Source organism: Achromobacter aegrifaciens (assembly GCF_902859965.1).
GTDB lineage: Bacteria > Pseudomonadota > Gammaproteobacteria > Burkholderiales > Burkholderiaceae_B > Achromobacter > Achromobacter aegrifaciens.
Genome location: NZ_CADIKO010000009.1, coordinates 23,553 through 45,095, shown reverse-complemented (window position 1 = coordinate 45,095; position 21,543 = coordinate 23,553). Strand labels below are relative to the sequence as shown.

The 21,543-nt window shown below is 65.3% G+C and carries 15 protein-coding genes and 1 pseudogene; 12 read left to right on the top strand and 4 right to left on the bottom strand.

The window, feature by feature from the left end; all coding sequences use genetic code 11:
• Positions 1 to 71 precede the first annotated feature (71 nt).
• A complete protein-coding gene (gene cydC, locus HV793_RS30760) occupies positions 72 to 3,683 on the top strand; it encodes a thiol reductant ABC exporter subunit CydC (protein ID WP_175214457.1) in 3,612 nt (1,203 codons plus the stop codon).
• On the opposite strand, the gene HV793_RS30755 is transcribed toward cydC, so the two are convergent.
• Complete coding sequence (locus HV793_RS30755) at positions 3,655 to 6,237, bottom strand: penicillin G acylase (RefSeq protein WP_175214456.1); 2,583 nt, start codon at positions 6,235 to 6,237, stop codon at positions 3,655 to 3,657. The two genes, cydC and HV793_RS30755, sit on opposite strands and share 29 nt — an antisense overlap.
• A 153-nt stretch (positions 6,238 to 6,390) precedes the next feature.
• On the opposite strand from HV793_RS30755, the gene HV793_RS30750 reads away from it, so the two are divergent.
• Positions 6,391 to 7,320 (top strand): LysR family transcriptional regulator, encoded by a 930-nt coding sequence (locus tag HV793_RS30750; RefSeq protein ID WP_175214455.1) that lies wholly within the window; start codon positions 6,391 to 6,393, stop codon positions 7,318 to 7,320.
• Here the strand turns inward: HV793_RS30750 and HV793_RS30745 are convergent.
• Positions 7,298 to 8,725 carry an MFS transporter gene (locus tag HV793_RS30745; RefSeq protein WP_175214454.1) on the bottom strand — a complete coding sequence of 476 codons (1,428 nt, stop codon included), beginning with the start codon at positions 8,723 to 8,725 and terminating at the stop codon, positions 7,298 to 7,300. The two genes, HV793_RS30750 and HV793_RS30745, sit on opposite strands and share 23 nt — an antisense overlap.
• Before the next feature lie 15 nt (positions 8,726 to 8,740).
• Here HV793_RS30745 and HV793_RS30740 point away from each other — a divergent pair.
• Positions 8,741 to 9,432: pseudogene (locus HV793_RS30740) on the top strand (TetR/AcrR family transcriptional regulator).
• A gap of 29 nt (positions 9,433 to 9,461) precedes the next feature.
• Here the strand turns inward: HV793_RS30740 and HV793_RS30735 are convergent.
• Complete coding sequence (locus HV793_RS30735) at positions 9,462 to 10,370, bottom strand: LysR substrate-binding domain-containing protein (protein WP_175182278.1); 909 nt, start codon at positions 10,368 to 10,370, stop codon at positions 9,462 to 9,464.
• Positions 10,371 to 10,509: 139 nt separating this feature from the next.
• Here HV793_RS30735 and HV793_RS30730 point away from each other — a divergent pair, with 139 nt between their 5' ends.
• The 9 genes from HV793_RS30730 to HV793_RS30690 all read left to right on the top strand — a co-directional run bounded on the left by HV793_RS30730 (position 10,510) and on the right by HV793_RS30690 (position 20,010).
• A complete protein-coding gene (locus HV793_RS30730) occupies positions 10,510 to 10,905 on the top strand; it encodes a RidA family protein (RefSeq protein WP_054456521.1) in 396 nt (131 codons plus the stop codon).
• Position 10,906: 1 nt separating this feature from the next.
• Positions 10,907 to 12,049, top strand: a complete 1,143-nt coding sequence (locus HV793_RS30725) for an NADH:flavin oxidoreductase (RefSeq protein ID WP_175214453.1) — start codon at positions 10,907 to 10,909, stop codon at positions 12,047 to 12,049.
• Between the two features lie 52 nt (positions 12,050 to 12,101).
• A complete protein-coding gene (locus tag HV793_RS30720; protein ID WP_054456519.1) occupies positions 12,102 to 12,614 on the top strand; it encodes a sigma-70 family RNA polymerase sigma factor in 513 nt (170 codons plus the stop codon).
• On the top strand, positions 12,611 to 13,579 hold the full coding sequence (locus HV793_RS30715; protein ID WP_175214452.1) for a FecR domain-containing protein: 969 nt from the start codon (positions 12,611 to 12,613) through the stop codon (positions 13,577 to 13,579). The genes HV793_RS30720 and HV793_RS30715 overlap by 4 nt, the downstream gene beginning before the upstream one ends.
• Positions 13,580 to 13,818: 239 nt before the next feature.
• Complete coding sequence (locus HV793_RS30710) at positions 13,819 to 16,197, top strand: TonB-dependent siderophore receptor (protein ID WP_244958714.1); 2,379 nt, start codon at positions 13,819 to 13,821, stop codon at positions 16,195 to 16,197.
• A gap of 56 nt (positions 16,198 to 16,253) precedes the next feature.
• Entirely contained in the window at positions 16,254 to 17,144 is an 891-nt protein-coding gene (locus tag HV793_RS30705; RefSeq protein WP_054456516.1) for a LysR family transcriptional regulator, read from the top strand.
• A gap of 243 nt (positions 17,145 to 17,387) precedes the next feature.
• Positions 17,388 to 18,371, top strand: a complete 984-nt coding sequence (locus HV793_RS30700; protein ID WP_054456515.1) for a DUF1852 domain-containing protein — start codon at positions 17,388 to 17,390, stop codon at positions 18,369 to 18,371.
• A gap of 27 nt (positions 18,372 to 18,398) precedes the next feature.
• Complete coding sequence (locus HV793_RS30695; RefSeq protein ID WP_118933039.1) at positions 18,399 to 19,427, top strand: methionine synthase; 1,029 nt, start codon at positions 18,399 to 18,401, stop codon at positions 19,425 to 19,427.
• A gap of 73 nt (positions 19,428 to 19,500) precedes the next feature.
• Complete coding sequence (locus tag HV793_RS30690) at positions 19,501 to 20,010, top strand: flavin reductase family protein (protein WP_054456513.1); 510 nt, start codon at positions 19,501 to 19,503, stop codon at positions 20,008 to 20,010.
• 530 nt (positions 20,011 to 20,540) lie between these two features.
• Here HV793_RS30690 and HV793_RS30685 read toward each other — a convergent pair.
• Positions 20,541 to 21,527: a zinc-dependent alcohol dehydrogenase family protein gene (locus tag HV793_RS30685; RefSeq protein ID WP_175214450.1), complete on the bottom strand. Its 987-nt coding sequence runs from the start codon at positions 21,525 to 21,527 to the stop codon at positions 20,541 to 20,543.
• Positions 21,528 to 21,543: the final 16 nt, after the last annotated feature.

Here is a 21,543-nt window from a genome sequence, read left to right as displayed (position 1 = left end):
TAGATTGAAAAACTATCGCTATCGCCGGGTCGCGGGATCGGGGACCATGCAAGCACTGAAAGGAGTTTGCTATGTATTTCGATTCGCGCCTTTGGCAGTTGACGGCGGGCTTGCGCGCCAGCATGGCGGGCGGCATTTTCCTGGGCCTGCTGGCCCTGGCCGCCGGCATCGCCCGTTACGTGTTCCTGGGCCAGTTGCTGGCCCGCGTATTCGATGGCGCACCGTCGCAGGACTGGCTCGCGCCGGCGCTGTGGGCCGCCGCCATGGTGCTGCTGCGCGCCTTCCTGGACCATTGGCGCACCGTGCAGGCCAACCGCTGCGCCGCCACCGTGCAGCATGCGCTGCGCGCGCGGCTTTATGACCGCATCGTGAGCCTGGGCCCGGCCTGGTTCGCCAACCAGCGCACGGGCGGCGTGATGCTGACGGTGGTCGACGGAGTCGAGCAGTTGCAAGCCTTCTTCGGCCAGTACCTGCCGCAAGTCGCGATCGCCGCCGCAGCGCCCTTCGCCATCTTCGCCGTGATCGCGTTCTGGGACGTGCCCACCGCGCTGGTGTTCCTGGCGGCGGCGCTGTTCGCGCTGTTCGGCCCCATGGCCGTGCACATGCTGGACCGCCGCGCCAGCCTGGCCCGCAGCAAGTCCCTGAACGATTTCGGCGAGGACTTCCTGGACGCCGTGCAGGGCCTGCCCACGCTGAAGTCCTATGGCCAGGGCAAGGCCTGGGGCCAGCGGCTGGCCGCCCGCGCCCGCAGCCTGTCCGACAACACCTTCTGGGTGCTTTCCGTCAGCCTCTTGACGCGCGGCATCAGCGACCTGGGCGTGGCCCTGGGCGCGGCGCTGGCGCTGACGCTGGGCGCCTGGCGCGTGGCCCACGGCGACATGAGCGTGGAAGCCCTGCTGATCGTGCTGATGGCCGGCACCGAGATCTTCCGCCCGCTGCGCGACCTGCGCTCGGTACTGCACCGGGGCATGCTGGGCCAGTCGGCCGCCGCCAGCATCCATGCGCTGACGGATGCGCAGCCGCTGACACCCGCCCCCGCCGCCGGCGGCAAGACCCCGGGCCGGCTCGCGCCCACCATCGAATTCGACAACGTGGCGTTTTCCTACACCCCCGAGCGCCGCGCCCACCAGGGCTTGAGCTTCCGGATCGCGGCGGGCGAACGCGTCGGCGTGGTCGGCCCCAGCGGCGCCGGCAAGTCGACCATCGTGCGCCTGCTGCTGCGCGAATGCCTGCCCCAATCCGGCAGCATCCGCATCGGCGGCCATGACGTGAACGAACTGGATACGCAGGCGCTGCTGTCGCACATCGCGCTGGTAAGCCAGGACATCACGCTGTTCCATGGCACCATCGACGACAACCTGCGGCTGGGCCGCCCCGACGCCACCCACGAACAGGTGCGCGCCGCCGCCCGCGCCGCCAATATCGACGACTTCATCATGGCGCTGCCTGAGGGCTACGCCACCCGCATCGGCGAGCGCGGCCTGCAGCTGTCCGGCGGCCAGCGCCAGCGCGTGGCGATCGCCCGCGCGCTGTTGCGCGACGCGCCCATCCTGATCCTGGATGAGGCGCTGTCGTCGGTGGATACGGAAAACGAAGCGCTGATCCAGCAGGCGCTGGACCGCCTGATGGCCGGCCGCACGACCTTGATCCTGGCCCACCGCCTGGCCAGCGTCATCGGCGCCGACCGCTGCCTGGTGCTGGACCAGGGCCGGGTCGCGGAGGAAGGACCGCACGCAGAACTGATGCGGCAAAACGGCCTGTACTACCGCCTGATGCACGAACAGGCGGCCGCGCACCGCAATCCGTCGGCGGGATCGCCTGCCTCCGCCGCTGCCGTCCCCGCGGAAACGACCGACCGCAACGCCTCCGGCGAAGAATCCGGCGCGCAAGGCCCGGCCCTGCGCTCGCTGGACGCGGACGCGGTACAGGTCGGCTGGCGCGCCACGCTCGGCACCCTGCTTTCGGTGGTGCGGCCATGGCGCGGCACGCTGACCGCCACCATCCTGCTGGGCGTGGCGCGGGTCGCGGCCTACATCGGCGTCGGCGTGTTCAGCGCGCTGATCGTGGCCGCCATCCGCGACGGCCGCGACTATTCGGCCCTGATCGCCGGCCTGCTGGTCGCCGCGCCGCTGGCCGCGCTGTTCCATTGGCTGGAGTCCTGGCTGGCCCACGCCATGGCGTACCAGCTGCTGGCCGACATGCGGGTCAAGCTCTACGACAAGCTGGAGCGCCTGGCCCCGGCCTACCTGTTGCAGCGCCGTTCCGGCGACCTGGTGGCGCTGGCCACCCAGGACGTGGAAATGGTCGAGTACTTCTACGCCCACACCATCGCCCCCGCCATCGTCTCGGTGCTGGTGCCGCTGTCGGTGCTGGGTTTCCTGGGCGTCTACAGCTGGCCGGTGGCGCTGGCGCTGCTGCCCTTCCTGGCCTATGCGCTGGTATCGCCGGTGCGCGGCCGCCGCAAGGTCGACGCGCTGGGCGACAAGGCGCGCGAGGCGCTGGGCGAGATGAGCGCCCACACCACCGACACCATCCAGGGCCTGGCCGACCTGACCGCCTTCCAGGCCACCGGCCGCCGCCGCGATGAATTCCTGCGGGTGGCGGACCATTACCGCACGCGCCGCCTGGACATCCTGGATGACCTGTCGCGCCAGACCGCGGGCTTTGAAATCGCGATGGGCCTGGGTGGCCTGGCGGTGGCCGTCGTGGGCGCGCTACAGGTATCAGCCGGCGCGCTGTCGGCCGGCATGCTGCCTCTGCTGGTGCTGATCGCCCTGGCGACCTTCCTGCCAGTCTCCGAGATCTCGCAGGTCAGCCGGCAATTGGCGGACACCATCGCCGCCACCCGCCGCCTGCACGTGGTCGCCAACGAACCCGAACCCGTGACCGACGGACCGCTGCCGGCGCCCGTCTCTGCCCACGGCCCGTCGCTGGCCTTCGACCACGTCAGCTTCGCCTATCCCGGCAAGAACACGGACACCTTGCGCGACCTGAGCTTCAGGGTGCCAGCGGGCGCCACCGTGGCCGTGGTGGGCGCATCCGGCGCGGGCAAGAGCACGGTGGCCAGCCTGCTGCTGCGCTTCTGGGATCCGCGCACGGGACAGGTCAAACTCGATGGCGTGGACCTGCGTGAACTGCAGTTGGACGGCCTGCGCGAACGCGTGGCGCTGGTGACGCAGGACACCTATCTGTTCAACGATACGCTGGAAGGCAACATCCGCCTGGCCCGCCCCGAAGCCAGCCCCGAGGACCTGGCGCGCGCGCTGGAGCAGGCCGCGCTGGCGGACTTCGTGCGCGCGCTGCCGGACGGTCTGGCGACGCGCGTGGGCGAACGCGGCATGCAGCTATCCGGCGGCCAGCGCCAGCGCATCTCGATTGCCCGCGCCTTCCTGAAGAACGCGCCCGTGCTGATCCTGGACGAAGCCACCTCGCACCTGGACACCTTGTCGGAAATGCAGGTGCGCGGCGCGCTGGACGTGCTGATGCGCCACCGGACCACGCTGGTCATCGCGCACCGCCTGTCGACGATACGCGATGCCGACCTGATCCTGGTGCTGGATCGCGGCACGCTGGCGGAGGCCGGCACGCACGACCAGTTGCTCAGACGGCAAGGGGTCTATGCGCGCCTGGCCAGCCACCAGGGCGGCTACGCCGTCAATAGCGCAACGTCTCTATCGACTTAGCGTTGGCGCGCACCTCCGCATCCGTGAACCAGACCCGCTTGTTGCCGAAGCTGGTGTACAGGTCGAACTGGTCGCGGGTGTGGGGCGACGGCGTGCCGTCCGGGGCGACGAAGCCGCTCTGCCCCGGCGCCACCACGTCCACCGCGCGCACGCCTTTGCCATCGAACACCGTCATGTTGTTCTCGGTGCCGCGGTTCTGCGTGGCCGGGAAGCTCAGCACTGCCTTGTCGTCCGCCTGCGGCACGCCCAGGAAGTTCTTGGGCGCGAACACCATGGGCGGCGCGGGTATGCGCCAGCTTGCCGGATCCTGGCCGTAGGCCTTCTGCAAAGCCGCCAGGGCATCGTCCAGCGCGGCCAGGCTCACGTCCTGTGGCCGCTGGCCGTTGAAGAAGTCGTACTTCTGCGGCACGCCCGAATCGCGGCCGGCCAGCGCATTGAACAGCGCCTTCACCCCCACCGTCAGGTTGACCGAACCCGTGGCGGGCGCCGCCTGCGTCGGATAGCCGGTGGCGCTGTACCACTTGAAGAAGTCCGCGGGCATCTCGTCGGCCAGCGTGCGCTTGAGCATGGCGCGCAGCCAGGCGTCCATCACGGCAGGTCCCGCGTTGTCGTAGTAGCCGGCCTGCTTGTCGCTGGTGGCCATGCCGTCCCAGGACGCCAGCCCCGCAACCAGCCCGGCCCGCGCATCGTCCGCCGGCAAGCCCTGCACCGCCTGCTGCAGATACGGCAGGAAGTGGCGGCGGTTGACGTCGGCATAGCTGGTGGTGCGGATCAGGTCCCACATCTGCTGCGCGCTGACCTTGCCGCCGTTGGCCGTCATGGCTTTCAGGCGGGTCTCGATCTCGGCGTAGCGGTCGGCCTGGCCCCACACGATGGCGAACAGGTCAGTGGACGGATAACCGCGCATGGGCTGGTTGTTCCAGTTGGCGATGAAGCCCTGGCGCGGGTTGTAGACCTGCGGATTGGTCGAGAACGGCAGCATGCCGTCCCAGTCCATCTCGCCCGTGCCCGGCACGGGCAGGCGCGGATCATGGCCCGGACGACGCTTGGGATAGAAGCCCGTGTGCGCGTAGCCGATGTTGCCCTTGTCGTCGGCGTAGTACCAGTTGATGGTCAGCGCGTGGCGCGCCGCCTGCTGCTTCCACTGGTCCCAGTTGCGCGACTGCGCCTTGTGGGTCCAGGCCATCAGCGATTGCAGCTCATAGCCTTCCCAGGCGCGCGCCTTGGCATAGGCCACGTGCTGCTTGTCGTCGAACTTGGTGACGATGCCGTGCACCGTGCGGTACACGTCCATCACCACCGGCTGCCCATCCTTGACCTCGATGAGCTCGGTGCGCTTTTCCATCGTCTTCCAGACGCCGTCGTGGAAGTAGCGGGTGCGGTCGTTCGGGTCGAGCTTTTCGGCGTAGATGTCCACGTCGTCGCCAAAGCCCGCGGTCGAGCCCCAGGTCACGTGCGCATTGTGGCCGAACAGGATGCTGGGATAGGCGAACGGCGTGTTGCCCACCACGTCGAAACCCGCGCCGTGCAGGCCGATGCCGTAGGTGTAGGCGGGATTCCACCAGCCGAACTGCGGCCCGTTCAGCAGGATGGAACGAGCGTCCTTGGCGTGGTCGCGGCCCACGATCCACATGTTGCTGGTGGTCGGAAAACCGGCGATGCCCGGCTGCCCCGATTCCGCGAACTGCGCCAGCAGGCGCGCCGACGCGGCCGCGGGCGTCTCATCCAGCACGCCGCGCGTCTGCGGATCGCGCGCCACGCGTTCCAGCATGGGCGGCGTGCCGTCGTAGCGCGGCAGCGCATAGGACAGCCTGGCGGACGGCTTGGCGCCATCGGGCCGGTACACGCCCTCTTCCTCGGGCACGGTGGTGGGCGCGCGGCTGTCGGTCATCCAGCGCAGCTGGTTGAAGATCTGCATGGCGCGCTCGTCGCCATGCTGGTCCTTCAGGGCAGTCAGCAGCGCCAGGTTGTCGATCTCGCTGTTGGCATCGGAAAAACGATTGGCCATGGTGCCCACGAACACCATCGCCACGTCATAGGCCGTCCAGTCCGCGGGCTGGAAACGCAGATCGTTGAATTCCTTGGGCATCAGGCTGCCGGGCTCGGCCCGCACCCGCGCGATCCAGGCGTTCATGCCGGCCGCATAGCCGTCCAGGATCTGCCGCTCGGATGCGGGCAGCGCGGCCAATTGGCGCTGGATGCGCTCGGGCGAGAAATTGCCGCGGATGGATTTGTCGAACGCCACCATGGGCTGGCCCAGCACCTCGGCCACGCGGCCCTGGGTACTGCGCCGCGCCATTTCCATCTGGAACAGGCGGTCCTGCGCCACCGCATAGCCGTAGCCATAGAAAATGCCGTACACGGTGTTGGCGTACACATGGGGCATGCCATAGCCGTCGCGCCGGATCGTGACCTGGCCGCTGGCCGCGCCGGCCGGACGCAACGCGGCCTCGGACTGCTTCTGAGCGTGCTGCTGGACTTCCTGGGCATGGGCTTGGGCGCCCATGGCCGCGCAGGCCGCCAGGATGGCGGCCGACAACAAGTGCTGCTTCATTCGAATCTGTCTCCGTATTTGACGAGCCGCGCCGCGGTGCGAGTCCCGGGCACGGTTTGCGGCGCCTCTGCGGGCGCCGTCTGCGGACCATGATACGAACAGCCTATCTATAATTCCAATGCATTTATTTCATAGTATTTATGCGGCTTGGACATGGATTTCCAGAAACTCAAACACCTGCTGGCGGTGGTCGAACACGGCACTTACTCGCGCGCCGCAGAGGCGGTCAACCTGTCGCAACCGGCGCTCAGCCGCAGCATCCAGGCGCTCGAAGCCGAACTGGGCCTGCCTCTGCTCGACCGCGGCACCCGTCGCGTGCGCCTCACGCCCTACGGCGCCTGCGTGGCCGAACGCGCGCGCCGCATGCGCTTCGAAGAAGCGGAGCTGCAGCGCGAACTGAAAACACTGCACAGCGGCGAATCGGGCACGCTGTCCATCGGCCTGAGCCCGGCGCCCGCATCGCTGCTGCTGTCGCCCTTCCTGGCCCACATGGCAGAGCGCCATCCCCAGGTACGCGTGGGCGTCGAACTGGGCGCCACCGCCGCCTTGCTGGAAATGCTGCGCGACGAACGCATCGACGCCATGGTCTGCGACGCCCGCATGCTGTATGACGCGGCCGACCTGGAAACCCGCGCCCTGCCCCCGCTGCGCGCGGGCCTGGTGTGTCGCAAGGGCCATCCCATCCTTGCCCACAAGCGGCCCGGCATAGAACAGGTCCGCCAGTACCCCGTGGCATCCACCACTCTCAGCCCGGAAGTCTCGCTGCGGCTCGCGGAAACCCTGGGGCCGGGCGGCGCGCCGGAACAAATGGTCACCCACCGCTGCGAGAATCTGGACGCGCTGGTGGAACTGGCGCTGCGCACGGACGCCTTGCTGCTGGGCGTGATCTGCGTCACGCGGCAGCAGCAGGAAGCCGGGCCGCTGGTCGAAGTGCCGATCCCGTCCGACCCGCAGCGCCAGGGGCACTATGCGCTGGCCCGGCTGGCGGGGCGCACTCCGTTGACGGCACAGGATGCGCTGTATGAGTTCACCCGGGAATGTTGGAACGGATTCTTGGCGCCTATCGGCGCGTCGCCAGCCTGAAAAGGACGAGGCTGAGCAGCGCAGCCGCAATGTTGTAAAGCATGGCCGCCGCCAGCGCGCCTCCGTAGATCGATGCGCCGTCGCTGGCGGGCAAGCTCCCCGCGGCCTCAAGCATCGTGAAGATGACGCCGCCCACTACCGCCACGCCCGCGGAAGTCCCGACGACTTGCAAGGTGCTGAGCATGCCGGAAGCCATGCCGGCCTGTTCCTCCTGCACCGCCCCCAGAATGGCGTTGAATGCCAGCGGGATCACCAGCCCTTGCCCCGCGCCATTCAGCACCAGTGACGCCACCAACAGCGCCAGATTCTGGGGCTGCGTGGCGGCGGTAACCGCGGACAGCGCCAAGCCCGCGGTAAAGACCAGCACACCGAACAGCAGCGCCCCGCGTCCATAGCGGGTGGCCAGTTTCGGACCGGCAAGCGACGCGCCAAAGAACGCCAGCGCCGAAGGCGTGAACACGGCGCCCGCCGCCAGCGGCGCGAACCCCAGCCCGAACTGCAACAGCAGCGTCAACGCGAAGAAGAACGAACTGATGGCTGAAAAAAAGAAAAACACCGCGCCTATGCCTGCCACGAATGGCCGGTTGGCAAACAAGCCCATATCCAGCACAGGCACGCCACCGCGCCGGGCCAGCGCTTTCTCATAGCGGACGAAATACGCCAGCACACCCAACGCCAGCACGGGCCCCGCAAGCGACCACCAGGGCCATCCATGCTCTCGTCCCTCCATGACAGGCACCAGGATCAGGGCCAGCCCGGCAGCGCCCGCAAGCGCGCCGCGCAGGTCCACCCGCGTCGGAACCGGCGCGCGCCATTCGGGAAGCGCCCGCCGCCCCGCCAGCAATGCAGCAATGCCGATCGGGACGTTGATGAGAAACACCAGCCGCCACCCCAAGTCCAGCGGATTCAGCGTGATGAGCATGCCGCCCAGCAACTGTGAAATGCTTGCGGCCACGCCCTGCACCGCGCCCATGATGCCGAACGCGCGCCTGCGCGCCTCGCCCTCGAACACCACTCTTATCGAAGCCAGCACTTGCGGCATCAGCACGCCCGCCCCCACGCCCTGCAGGGCGCGCGCCAGGATGAGCTGCCACGGCGTGACCGCCACCCCGCATAACGCCGAAGCCACGGTGAACAGCCCCATGCCGGCCAGGAACAAGCGCCGCCGCCCGAACAGGTCGCCCAAACGCGCGCCATTGATCAGGCACAAGCCATAAGCCAATGCGTAAGCCACCACGATCAGCTGCAAATCGGTATCCGATGCCGACAAGCCGCTCTGGATGCTGGGCAATGCGACATTGACGATGAAGAGATCCAGGATCGTCACGAAGTTGCCCGTCAACAGCACAGCGAGGGCGCGCCAGGGGCGGTTCTTTTCAGCTTGCAGCGCAAATTCAGCGTTCATTCTTCACATTTATATATGTACGATCGTATTTATAGTATCGTGAAAGAATGAAACCCGTGCAAGCAGAAAAACAAGGTCCGATGAAACCGTTGCCCCCCTCTCCCCCATCCGATGGCCGCCGCTTGCGCGGCGAGCGCGCGCGAGCCCGCGTGCTCGACGAAGCCGTAAAGCTCCTCTCCGTCGAAGGACTGGGCGGCCTGACCTTCGGCCAGGTGGCCGACTTGGCTGAAGTGGGAAAAAGCAATCTTCAGGTTCTGTTCGGCGACAAGGAAAACCTGCAACTGGCGGCCTTGGCCCATGCGATAGGCCTGTACCAGACCCAGGTTGTCGAGCCAGCCATGCGCAAGCGCACGCCGCTGACGCGGCTGCGCGCCCTGATGAACGGCTGGTTCGATTTCGTGGAAACCCGCCAGCTTCCGGGCGGCTGCGTCATCACCGCAGTAAGCAGCGAATATCGTGCGCGTCCCGGCCCCTTGCGCGACGCCATCCAGCAATACCGCGAAGCAGGACGCACGCGTCTTTACGGATTGATCCGCGAGGCCCGGGCGCAGGGGCAAATCGCAGCCGACGCCGACGAGGCGAAACTGGTCATGGAGCTGCTGGCCTACCAGGCATACGCCAACGTCGCCGCGTCGATGGACGACCATGCGGAGTTCGGCCGCGCCAAGGCGGCTGCCATGGAAGTGCTTGCAAAAGCGGCTCGCTGACAACGGCGAACCCGTTCCGGCCAGACCGCCTACGCTTTCTTGCGGCCCGGTTCTTGCGCCACCGCCTGCATGCTCAACCAATGCGCAACCGCCTGGACAGGCGCCGAGGGCGGCCGGTCGGCGGGCATGGCCAGATGGTAGGTATGCCCGGCGATCTCCGGGCCGAAGGGCTGCACCAGATGGCCCGCTTCCAATTCTTCGGCGATCAACGCCAGGCTGACCAGCGCCACGCCATGGCCGGCGACGGCGGCCTGTATGGCGTGGCCTTCATCGGAAAAGCGCAACTGGCCCGCCTGCCGCGGCAAGGAACGCTGCGCGACCGCGAACCAGCGCTCCCAGGTCGGATTGTCCGGATGGGACCACTTCCAGTTGAAACGGATCAAGGGCACGCCGGCCAGATCGTCCGGCGATGCCACGCCCAGCCGCGGATTCGCCACGGGCGCGAAGCGGTCCGTGAACAGCGGCTGCGCGACGAGGCCCGGATACGGCCCGCGGCCATAGCGGATCGCGATGTCGACCGCGGCCGATCGCAGATCGACCACGTCGTCGCTGGCTTGCAACTGCAGATCGATGCCCGGATGCTTGCTGCGGAAATCCGCCATGCGCGGCACCAGCCATTTCACCGTGAACGCGTTGGTCGCGGAGATGGTCACCTGCATCCGCGTGCGCTGCTGCGTCAAACGCGCCAGCGCCGCCTCGAAGGCATCGAAACCATCCCGCAGCACAGGATAGAGCTGTGCGCCCGCCTCAGTCAGCGACACCCTGCGCACGTGGCGATCGAACAGCGCCAGCCCGGTCTGCGCTTCCAACGCGCGGATCTGATGGCTGACGGCGGTCGGCGTGACGGCCAGTTCCTCGGCGGCGGCCTTGAAACTGCCCAGGCGCGCGGCGGCCTCGAATACGCGCAGTCCAGAGAGCGGAAGAGATCGGCGTTGCATGGTCATGGATGAGATTTTCTCATCTTATAGCTGATAAATGAACCTTTGTCAGCGTCCCGGCAGATTTCTACATTTACGGCATGGACCAGCGATTCTCGCGCTGATTCACAGATCAACCATAAATGAAGGAAATCGCATCATGCTACAGCGCGTCATCACCCAGCCCGACAACTACGAACCCTTCCTGCTGTCGCAAGGCATCCAGTTCGGCAATCTGCTGTTCATCTCCGGCCAGGCTGGCGCCGGCGATGACGGCAAGATCGTCGAGGGCGGCTTTCTGGCCCAGGGCGAACAAGCCTTCCTGAACTTGCGCCGCGCGCTCGAAGCCGGCGGCTCCAGCCTGAAGGACGTCATCAAGGTGACCATCTTCGTCACCGACATGGGGCACTTCCAGGACGTGGTCACGCTGCGCCGCCGCCACTTCTCGGCTCCCTACCCCGCCGACACGATCGCCGAGATCAAGGCGCTCTACGACCCGGCCGCCATGATCGAGATCGAGGCCATCGCGGCCGTCCGTCCGCAGGAGGGCCGTTGACATGGGCGCGCTCGACTATCGTACGAACGACGCGGCGCAGGCCGGACTGTTCACGCCGCTGCAGCTGGAAAGGGGCTTGACCCTGGCCAATCGTCTCGCCGTCGCCCCCATGACCCGCGTCAGCGCCACGGAAGATGGCCGCGCCACGCCGCAGATGGCCGATTACTACGCAGCCTTCGCGGCCGGCGGCTTCGGCCTGGTGATCACCGAGGGCATCTATACCGACCGGGCGCATGCGCAGGGCTACCTGTTCCAGCCCGGCCTGACCGACGACGCCCAGCGTGACGCCTGGCGCGCCGTGGTCGACCGTGTACATGCGCACGGCGGCCGCATCGTCGCGCAGCTCATGCATGCGGGTGCGCTGTCGCAGGGCAACCCATACCGCGGCACGACGAAGGGTCCCTCGGCCGTACAGCCCAAGGGACAGCAGATGGCGTTCTATCGGGGCGATGGGCCGTACCGGACGCCTGAAGCCATGTCGGACGAGGACATCGCGGAGGCCATCGACGGCTTTGCCCAGGCCGCGCGCCGGGCGCAGGAGGCCGGCTTCGACGGCGTCGAGATACACGGCGCCAACGGCTACCTGCTGGACCAGTTCCTCACCACCCACACCAATCTGCGCACAGACCGCTATGGCGGCAACCTGGACAACCGGCTGCGCTTGACGCTGGAAGTCATCCAGGCCGTACGCCAGGCTACGGGGCAGCGCTATGTCGTGGGCGTGCGCAGCTCCCAGGGCAAGGTCAATGACTTCACCCACAAGTGGGAAGGCGGCGAGGCGGATGCGGCGCAGATCTATCGCACGCTGGGCGCCCAGCCCATCGACTACCTGCACACGACCGAGTTCGAGGCCTGGCGTCCGGCTTTTGGAGATCAGGGCCCAAGCCTCGCGGCATTGGCGCGGCGGCACGTCGCGGTCCCGGTGCTGGCCAACGGATCGCTGCATGACCCGATGGCGGCCAACGGGATGATGGCGCGGCAGGAAGCGGACTTCGTTTCGCTCGGGCGTGGCGCGCTGACACATTCCGATTGGCCCGCAAGATTGCGCGCGGGCGCGGCGATGGAGAGTTTTGATCGGGGGTTGCTGGCGCCGATTGCGGATCTGGCCAATGCGGCGCGGCATCGCGAGGCACGCCCGGAATGATGATCCTATACAATTAGCAATCATTCCCATTAGCGTTTGAACGGAAGCCCCCTTGCCTAGCGCCGACTTTGCCTCCTCCGACGATTTCGTCAGCCTGTATCGAGAGCATCACGGCTGGCTCGTGCAGATGCTGCGCCGCCGGCTCAGCGGCAATACCGAAAACGCCGCGGACCTGGCGCACGACACCTTCGAACGCGTCATGCGCAGCGAGTCGCGCGCGGCGTTCGCCGAGCCGCGCGGTTTCCTCACCACCGTCGCCAAGCGCCTCCTTATCGACCAGTCGCGCCGCCGCGCGGTGGAACAGGCCTATCTGGAAACGCTGGCCTCGCGCAGCGAGGCCGTCGAGCCCAGTCCCGAAACGCATGCGCTGGTGATGGAGGCGCTGAACGCCGTATGCCGCATGCTGGAGCAGTTGCCGCCGCGGGCGCGCCGGGTCTTCGTGCTGGCGCAGGTGGAAGGCCTGCCCTACCGCGACATCGCCCAGCAGCTCGACATTTCGGTGGCGGCCGTGCAGCGCGACATCGTCAAGGCCTGGGAGCATTGCTACGCGGTGCTGTACGCATGAGCGCCGCCCAAGCCGAACGGCTGCATCCCGACATCATCAAGCAGGCGGCGCTCTGGATGATGCGGACCGGGGACGCGCCCGATGCGGCCACGCAAGCCGCCTGTGCGGCTTGGCGTCAGGCAGACGCGCGCCACGAACTGGCTTGGCAGCGCCTGCAGGGCATCGGGCGCGAGGTCCACACCATCAACACCGGCAAGGTGTCCGAAGGCGCCGCCAGCCAGACCATCCTGCGTTACTGCGAGCAGCGTTCGCGCCGCAGCGTCATGAAATGGGCCGCGGGCGGCATCTGCCTGGGCACGCTGGCATGGGCGGGCGCGCGCGAAGGCTGGTGGGAAGGCAGCACCGTCTATCGCACCGCCACCGGCGAGCAGCGGACCATGACCCTGCCTGACGGCACCCTCCTGACGCTGAACACCGACACTGCCGTGGCGTTGCGCTACGACGCGCAGCAACGCCGCGTCACGCTGCGCAGCGGAGAAATCCTGATCGCAACGGGCGCGGATGGCGCCGGACGCCCCTTCAGCGTGCAGACCCGGCACGGCCTGCTCACGCCGCTGGGCACGCGCTTTACCGTCCGCCAGCTGGACGACAGCGATGGCTCGACGCGGCTTGCCGTCTTTGAAGGGGCTGTGCGCGTGGATCCCGCCGGGCGGGTCGTGCATGCCGGCGAACAGGCGGAATTCGACGGACGCACGCTGGCCCCCGCAACCCGTGTCGACGGCACGGAGCCTGCCTGGGCCGCCGGCATGCTGGTCGCGAACCGCATGCGGCTGGACCAGTTCCTCGCGGAACTGGGGCGCTACCGCGTCGGCGTCCTGCGTTGCGACCCCAGGGTAGCGGACCTCGAAGTCACCGGGGCGTTCCGCATCGACGACACCGACCGGGCGCTGGAAGTCCTGGCCGGCGTGCTGGACCTGAGGCTGCGATACCGCACGCGCTACTGGGTCAGCGTCGATCGCGCCTGACGTGCAGAGCCTCAGCCTGGGCGGTCTTCCAGGAAATTTGTAACGACGGCGAAGATTTTCGGATGTGGTTCGTTAGACATAGAGACAGACCCGAGGCGCCCGCGGTCTGGCCTTACCCATCGACGAACCAGGAAGCCCTCATGGCAGCACGCCATACATCCTCTACTCTTGCCGCGCCCCAGACCCCCGGGGCAGTCCCGGCGCGCTTGCGCCTTGCCGTCCATCTGGCCTTGGCCGCAATGGCCCCGCTCGCCGCGCCCGCCGTGTCCTGGGCCCAGCCCGCGACCGCGCAAGGGGTCGCCTTCGCCATCGCCCCCACGACGCTGGACGAAGCGCTGGGCCAGTTCGGCGTCGCCGCCAACGTCACCGTGGCCGCGTCGCCGACGCTGACCCGCGGGGTGATGACGCAAGGGCTTACCGGCCGCTACACCGCGGAACAGGGCCTCACGCGCCTGCTCGCAGGCACGGGCCTGCAAGCCGTGGCCAACGCCAACGGAGAGGGTTATCACCTGCGCCGCATTCCGCAGGGCGAAGCGACCACGCTTGCGCCAGTCACGGTGACAGGCATGGCCGATCCGGCCGTCACCGAAGGCACGGGCAGCTATACCAGCGGGTTCGTGACCATAGGCAAGGGCGAGCAGACCCTGAAGGAGATTCCGCAGTCGGTCACGGTGGTGACGCGCCAGCGCATGGACGACCAGAACGCCAACACGCTGGACGACGTGCTGGCCAATAGCACCGGCATGACGCTCTACAAGAGCCCGATGGGCGGCAACTATGTGTTCTCGCGCGGCTTCCGCGTCGACAGCTACCAGTTCGACGGCGTCAACCGCGCGTTCTATTACCCCCAGGCCAACAGCTTCACCAGCAGCACCGTGATCCTGGACCGGGTCGAAATCATCCGCGGCGCCACCGGCCTGCTGCAGGGCGCCGGCTCGCCCAGCGCCGCGGTCAACCTGGTGCGCAAGCGGCCGCTGGCCGAAAACCAGGTGCAGTTGTTAGCCAGCGGCGGCTCCTGGAACAACTACCGCGCCGACATCGATGCGACCGGCCCCTTGAACGCGTCGGGCTCCCTGCGCGGACGCGCCGTGGCCAGCTACAACGACCGGGACTACTTCTACGACAACGCCGACAGCCGCACCGGTGTGCTGTATGGCGTACTCAGCTACGACCTGGGCCCCGCCACCACCTTGACCGGCGGCGTCAGCTACGAAGAACTGCGATCCACGCCGTTCTTCCACGGCCTGCCCCACTACACCAACGGCGACGACATCGGGCTGAAGCGTTCGACCTCGCTCTCGCAAGACTGGAACCGCTGGAACGGCAAGCAGACCACCGTGTTCGCCGAGCTTGCGCACCGCTTCAACCAGGACTGGTCGCTGAAACTCACCGGGACTTCCACCCAGGAGTCCAACGATTCCAAATACGCCTTCACCGAAGGCGCGGTCAATCCGGCCACCGGACTGGGGCCGACGATGTACGCCGGCATCTTCGATTTCTCCACGCACAACAAGGCGCTCAACCTGGATGTGGACGGCGCGTTTGAGGCGCTGGGCCGCAAGCATTCGATCAGCGTGGGCGCCAGCATCAACGAACTGACCAGCAAGAACGATTTCGCGACCGCGCGCCTGAACCGCGCCGTAAACGTCTGGGATCCGGATCACCACGTGCCCGAGCCCACCGACGACTGGTTGCGCGAGAATGCCTACCGCGGCGCCGCGACCGTCATCACGATGAAGCAGACCGGCGTCTACGGCGTCGGCCGCTTCAAGCTGGCCGATCCGTTGACGCTGGTGGCGGGCGCCCGCGTCAGCTGGTACGAGAACACCGGCAAGTACCGCGACGACGGCAAGCAGTACACCGACCCCTACAAGGAAAACGGCGTCGTCACACCGTACGGCGGCCTGATCTACGCCTTCAATCCCCAGTGGTCCGGCTATGTCAGCTTTGCGGAAATCTTCGAGCCGCAGAACGCCGTGGACGCGTCGGGCCAGATACTCGACCCCATCATGGGCAAGAACTACGAAGCAGGCATCAAGGGCGAGCTGCTCGACGGCCGGGTCAACGCCTCGCTCGCGCTCTTCCGCGTCGACCAGAAAAACCGCGCCCAGCAAGACCTGGTCAGCGCCTGCACCGTGGGCGACATCTGCTATCTGTCCAGCGGCAAGGTACGCAGCCAGGGCGTGGACGCCGAAATCAGCGGCGAGGTGGCCCCGGGCTGGCAGCTGTTTGCCGGCTACACCTTCAACACCCTGAAGTTCCTGGACGACACCGAGGTATCGAGCACCAACTTTGGACGCACGGTGACGCCCAAGCACATCCTGCGCCTGTGGTCCGACTACCGCCTGCCCGGCGAATGGTCGGCGTGGACCTTGGGCGGCGGCGTGAACTACCAGACCGGCAGCTACACGGAAACCCGCTCGGTGCGGGTCTCGCAGGCGCCGTACGCCGTCTGGAATGCACGCATCGGCTACAAGATCAACAAGAACTGGTCGGCGGCATTGAACGTGAACAATCTGTTCGACAAAACCTACTACCAGACGATAGGCGCGCCGGGCTGGGGCAGCTTCTACGGCGAGCCCCGCAACGCGACGCTGACGGTGCGCGGGACCTTCTGATAGAGCGAAACGATTAAGTAAAATGGTTTTATCTCAATAAACCATGAATTTTCATCATGCTTGATCGTGTCCATCTATCCATCGTGCAGGAGGTCGAAAAGCAGGGTTCGCTGACTGCCGCCGCAGGCGTCCTGCACGTGACGCAGTCGGCCCTGAGCCACAGCATGAAGAAGCTGGAGCAGCAACTGGGCACCGACATCTGGCTGCGCGAAGGCCGCAGCCTGAGGCTCACGCAAGCCGGCCAATACCTGTTGGCGGTGGCCAACCGGGTATTGCCGCAACTGACCCTGGCCGAAGAACGACTGCGCCAGTTCGCCCAGGGAGAACGCGGGTCGCTGCGCATCGGCATGGAATGCCATCCCTGCTATCAATGGCTGCTGAAGATCGTCTCGCCGTATCTGGCAGCCTGGCCGGATGTGGACGTGGACGTGAAGCAGAAATTCCAGTTCGGCGGCATCGGGGCGCTGTTCGGCTACGAAATCGACCTGCTGGTCACGCCTGACCCGCTGAACAAACCCGGGCTCGTGTTCGAGCCCGTGTTCGACTACGAACAAGTGCTGGTCGTCGCCGGCAACCACCCTCTTGCCCGGGAGGAGTACGTCACTCCCAAACAGCTTGCCAACGAAGTACTGGTGGCTTATCCGGTGCCGGTAGACCGGCTCGACATCTACAACATGTTCCTGACGCCGGCCGGCATCATACCCAAGCGCCACAAGGCCATCGAGACCACCGACATCATGCTGCAAATGGTCGCCAGCGGCCGTGGGGTGGCGGCGTTGCCGCGGTGGCTGGTGCTGGAGTACGCGGACACGATGCATGTGGTGCCAGTCCGCTTGGGCAAGAAAGGCATTGCCAAACACATCTATCTGGGTGCACGCGAGGCAGATATCGGCATCGACTATCTGCGCGCATTCATTGAACAAGCGAAAAAGCCTGCCACGGCTTGATTCGCGGCTGCGGCTGCTCGTCAGGCGGTCTGATCTTCCGGCAGATCGGCCGCGCGCTCATCCATGAATCAGACTAATTGATCCATTAGATCAATTCACTTTTATTCATGGATTGCCCGACATAAACTACGCCCCCTGTACCGCCAAAGTCAAGACTGCTGAATAAAGAAAGAAAACAGGCAGCGCTGGAAAAGCAGGAAATAGACGCGGGTTTTATCTCAGGATTCAGGGCAGCAGAGCACCATGAGTAAAGAGTTTGCATTTGCCATCAAGAGCATTTGTTTCGATGAGGACTATCGTCCTTCAGACAATACGCGGATCACAACCAACTTCGCCAATCTGGCCCGGGGCACGAGTCGCCAGGAGAACCTGCGCAACACCCTCCGGATGATCGACAACCGCTTCAATGCCCTGGCGCATTGGGACAATCCCAAGGGCGACCGCTACGCCGTCAACCTTGAGATCATTTCCGTCGAGATGAGCATCCCCGGCGCAAGCAGCGGCAATGCCCTCCCCTTGATCGAAATACTGAAGACGAGCATCGTCGACAAGAAGACCAACGAACGCATCGAAGGCATCGTCGGGAATAACTTTTCCTCGTACGTGCGGGATTATGACTTCAGCGTGCTGCTGCTGGAACACACCAAGAACCAGCCGGTATTCAGCGCTCCAGAGAATTTCGGAGACCTGCACGGGAAGCTGTTCAAGTGCTTTGTAAATTCAAGCACTTACAAGCAGCACTTCAGCAAGCCGCCCGTGATATGCCTGAGCGTATCGAGCAGCAAGACCTATCATCGGACTGAAAATCAGCACCCCGTACTGGGCGTTGAATATCAGCAGGATGAATATTCCCTGACTGACGAATACTTCAAGAAGATGGGCATGAAGGTCCGCTACTTCATGCCGCCGAACAGCGCCGCGCCTTTGGCTTTTTATTTTTCCGGCGATTTGCTGAGCGACTACACCAATCTGGAGCTGATCAGCACCATCAGCACGATGGATACCTTCCAGAAGATATACCGGCCAGAGATCTACAACGCGAACTCCGCGGCAGGAAAATCCTATCAGCCCAGTTTGAAGCATCAGGATTATTCCTTGACCCGGATTGTCTACGATCGAGAGGAACGTAGCCAATTGGCTATCGAGCAGGGAAGGTTTGTCGAGGAACACTTCATCAAACCGCACCAGGCGATTCTTGAGCAGTGGTCCGCCAACTACCCTCTTTGACCAATCAAAAATATCAAGGCATCTATTGTGAAAAAATTGCTCCCTACTTCCACTGCCGGCAGCTTGCCTAAACCCTCCTGGCTTGCTGAACCCGAGAAACTCTGGTCGCCCTGGAAATTGCAGGACGAGGGCTTGGCCGAAGGCAAGCAGGATGCGCTGCGTCTGTCGCTGCAGGAACAGCAGCACGCCGGCATCGATATCGTCAGCGATGGCGAACAAACGCGTCAGCATTTCGTGACGACGTTCATCGAGCACCTGGAAGGCGTGGACTTCGAGAACCGCAAGACCGTCAGGATCCGCGACCGCTACGATGCGAGCGTGCCGACGGTTGTGGGCGCCGTGGCGCGCCGCAAGCCGGTGTTCGTCGAAGATGCCAAGTTCTTGCGCCAGCAGACCAAGCAACCGATCAAATGGGCCTTGCCGGGTCCCATGACGATGATCGATACGCTTTACGACGGCCACTATCAAAGCCGCGAAAAGCTGGCGTGGGAGTTCGCCAAGATTCTCAATCAGGAAGCCAGGGAGCTGGAGGCTGCGGGTGTCGACATCATCCAGTTTGACGAGCCCGCATTCAACGTGTTCTTTGACGAGGTGAATGATTGGGGCGTGGCCACGCTGGAAAAGGCCATTGAAGGGCTCAAGTGCGAAACCGCCGTCCATATCTGCTATGGCTATGGCATCAAGGCCAATACGGATTGGAAGAAGACGCTGGGATCGGAGTGGCGGCAATACGAAGAGGCTTTTCCCAAGCTGCAAAAATCCAGTATCGACATCGTCTCGCTGGAATGCCAGAACTCGCGCGTCCCTATGGATCTGATCGAACTCATCCGGGGCAAGAAAGTGATGGTGGGCGCCATTGATGTGGCAACCAACACCATTGAAACTCCCGAGGAAGTCGCCGACACCCTGCGCAAGGCGCTTCAGTTTGTCGATGCCGACAAGCTCTATCCTTGCACCAACTGCGGCATGGCTCCCTTGTCCCGCGCAGTCGCACGAGGCAAGCTGAGCGCCTTGAGCGCCGGCGCGGAAATCGTCCGCCGGGAACTCTCGAACTGATTCCCAGGCGGAAATGGTCGTCGCGCGGCTCGCGACGACCAAATCGAGCTGCACCCAGTATTCAACCCCCACTATGTCACTTTCCAGTACTGCGATCGAGCCCAGGCGCTTTCGCGAAGCTCTCGGGCACTACGCGTCCGGCATCACGGTAATCACATCGCAGATCGAAGGCGAGCCGATAGGCTTCACCTGCCAGTCATTCCACAGCGTTTCGATGAATCCGCCGTTGGTGTCGTTCAATGTGATGTGCAGTTCGGCCAGTTATCCCAAAATTCGCCAGGCGGGTCGATTCGTAGTCAATATCCTGTCCGACGAGCAAGTCAGGATTTCCAACCAATTCGCGCAGCGCGGCACGGACAAGTGGCACGACGTGGACTGGCAGGAATCGCCGCTAGGTAACCCGATCATTGCCGGCAGCCTGCATTGGCTTGATTGCGAGATTTATGCCGAACACGCCGCAGGCGATCACCTGATCGTGATTGGCGAGGTGAAAGCGTTGGATCTGCAAATCGCTGCTTCCACGCAGCCATTGCTGTATTTCAAAGGGCAGTATCGGAATATCGCCGCGCATGGCGCGATATAAGGTCTCGCCTCCTCCGCCCGGACACCGGCTTACAGCATCTGCCCATGAACGGGGTCTGAAGCCACCGCATTAGGCGACTGCAGCCGAGGCAGCCCGGAGCCATCCGAAGCGCAGCCCCCTTTGGGGCGAGCATCGGAATGGCGCAGGGCAGCCTCGGCGGCTAAAGAACGCCGACGTCCGCAAGCCCGAGACCCTGCCGCTTCGGTGTTGTGAGGCGGGGTTCTTGAGTCGCCGGCGTCCGGGCTGCGGGATTCCGATGCTCGCCCCGGTGGGGCTGCGCTTCGGATCCCTCCGTCCGGCCCCCGCCTCACGGCATCAGCCCATGATCGGGTCCGAAACCAACGCATTAGGCGACTGCCAGCCGAGGACCCCGGAGCCATCCGAAGCACAGCCCCACCGGGGCGAGCATCGGAATGGCGCAGGGCAGCCTCGGCGACTAAAGAACGCCGACGTCCGCAAGCGCGAAGCCCTGCCGCTTCGGTGTTGTGAGGCGGGGTTCTTGAGTCGCCGGCGTCCGCGACCTCGAAGCCCTACCCCCCGCACTGAAGGTACGCCGACGGCGCGACGGCAATCGCGATCTTTCCTTGGATACCATTGTTGGGACTTTCCAGCCGCGCATGAGCCTGTGCAATGTCGGCAAGCGCATAGACCGCGCCCACATGCGGCCGCAACTGGCCGCGCGCGACCAACGCGCTCAATTCATCCAGCTTGCCGCGGTTCTGCCGCGTGAACACGAAGTGGTAGCTCGCGTTCTTGCCCCAAGCCTGGATCAGGTTTTGCGGCTGGGCGATGTCCACGATCGAGACGACCCGCCCCAATTGCGCAAGCGCATCGGGGCTGCGCGCAAGCGTGTCGCCGCCGATGGTATCGAACACGACGTCGACGCCGCGCCCGCCCGTTTCCCGCATGACGGCCTCGACGTAGTCTTCCTTCTCGTAGTCGATGACCACGTCGGCGCCCATGCTGCGCGCGAACTCGGCGTTGGCGGCGCGCACGGTCGTGTACACCTGCGCTCCGATGGCTTTGGCCAGCTGGATAGCCACATGGCCGACGCCGCCCGCGCCGCCGTGCACCAGGACGCTCTCCCCGACTCTCAGCCCCGCGCGCACGACCAGCGCTTCCCAAGCCGTGCCACCCACCAAGCTCAGGCTGGCCGCCTCAAGATGGCTGAGCGCGGACGGCTTCTTCCCGACGATGCCCTGCGCGGCGACGTGGTACTCGGCATAGCTGCCCGGCCCGTCGAAGATTTGCGGGGTGTACCAGACTTCGTCGCCAGGAACGAAAGCCGTCACGCCCGGCCCCACGGCTTCGACCACGCCCGAGACGTCGTGCCCGGTAATGGCCGGCAGCGGCACCAGATCGGCATAATCGCCGCGCCGGACCTGGTAATCCAGGGGATTGATCGAGGTCGCATGTACCCGGACCAGGACTTGTCCCGCCTGCGGCACCGGCTTGGGCAATTCGCGGAGTTCGAACGATTCCGGGCCGCCGAATGATTTGAGTGTCATCGCTTTCATGGTTTTCCTTGTTTCG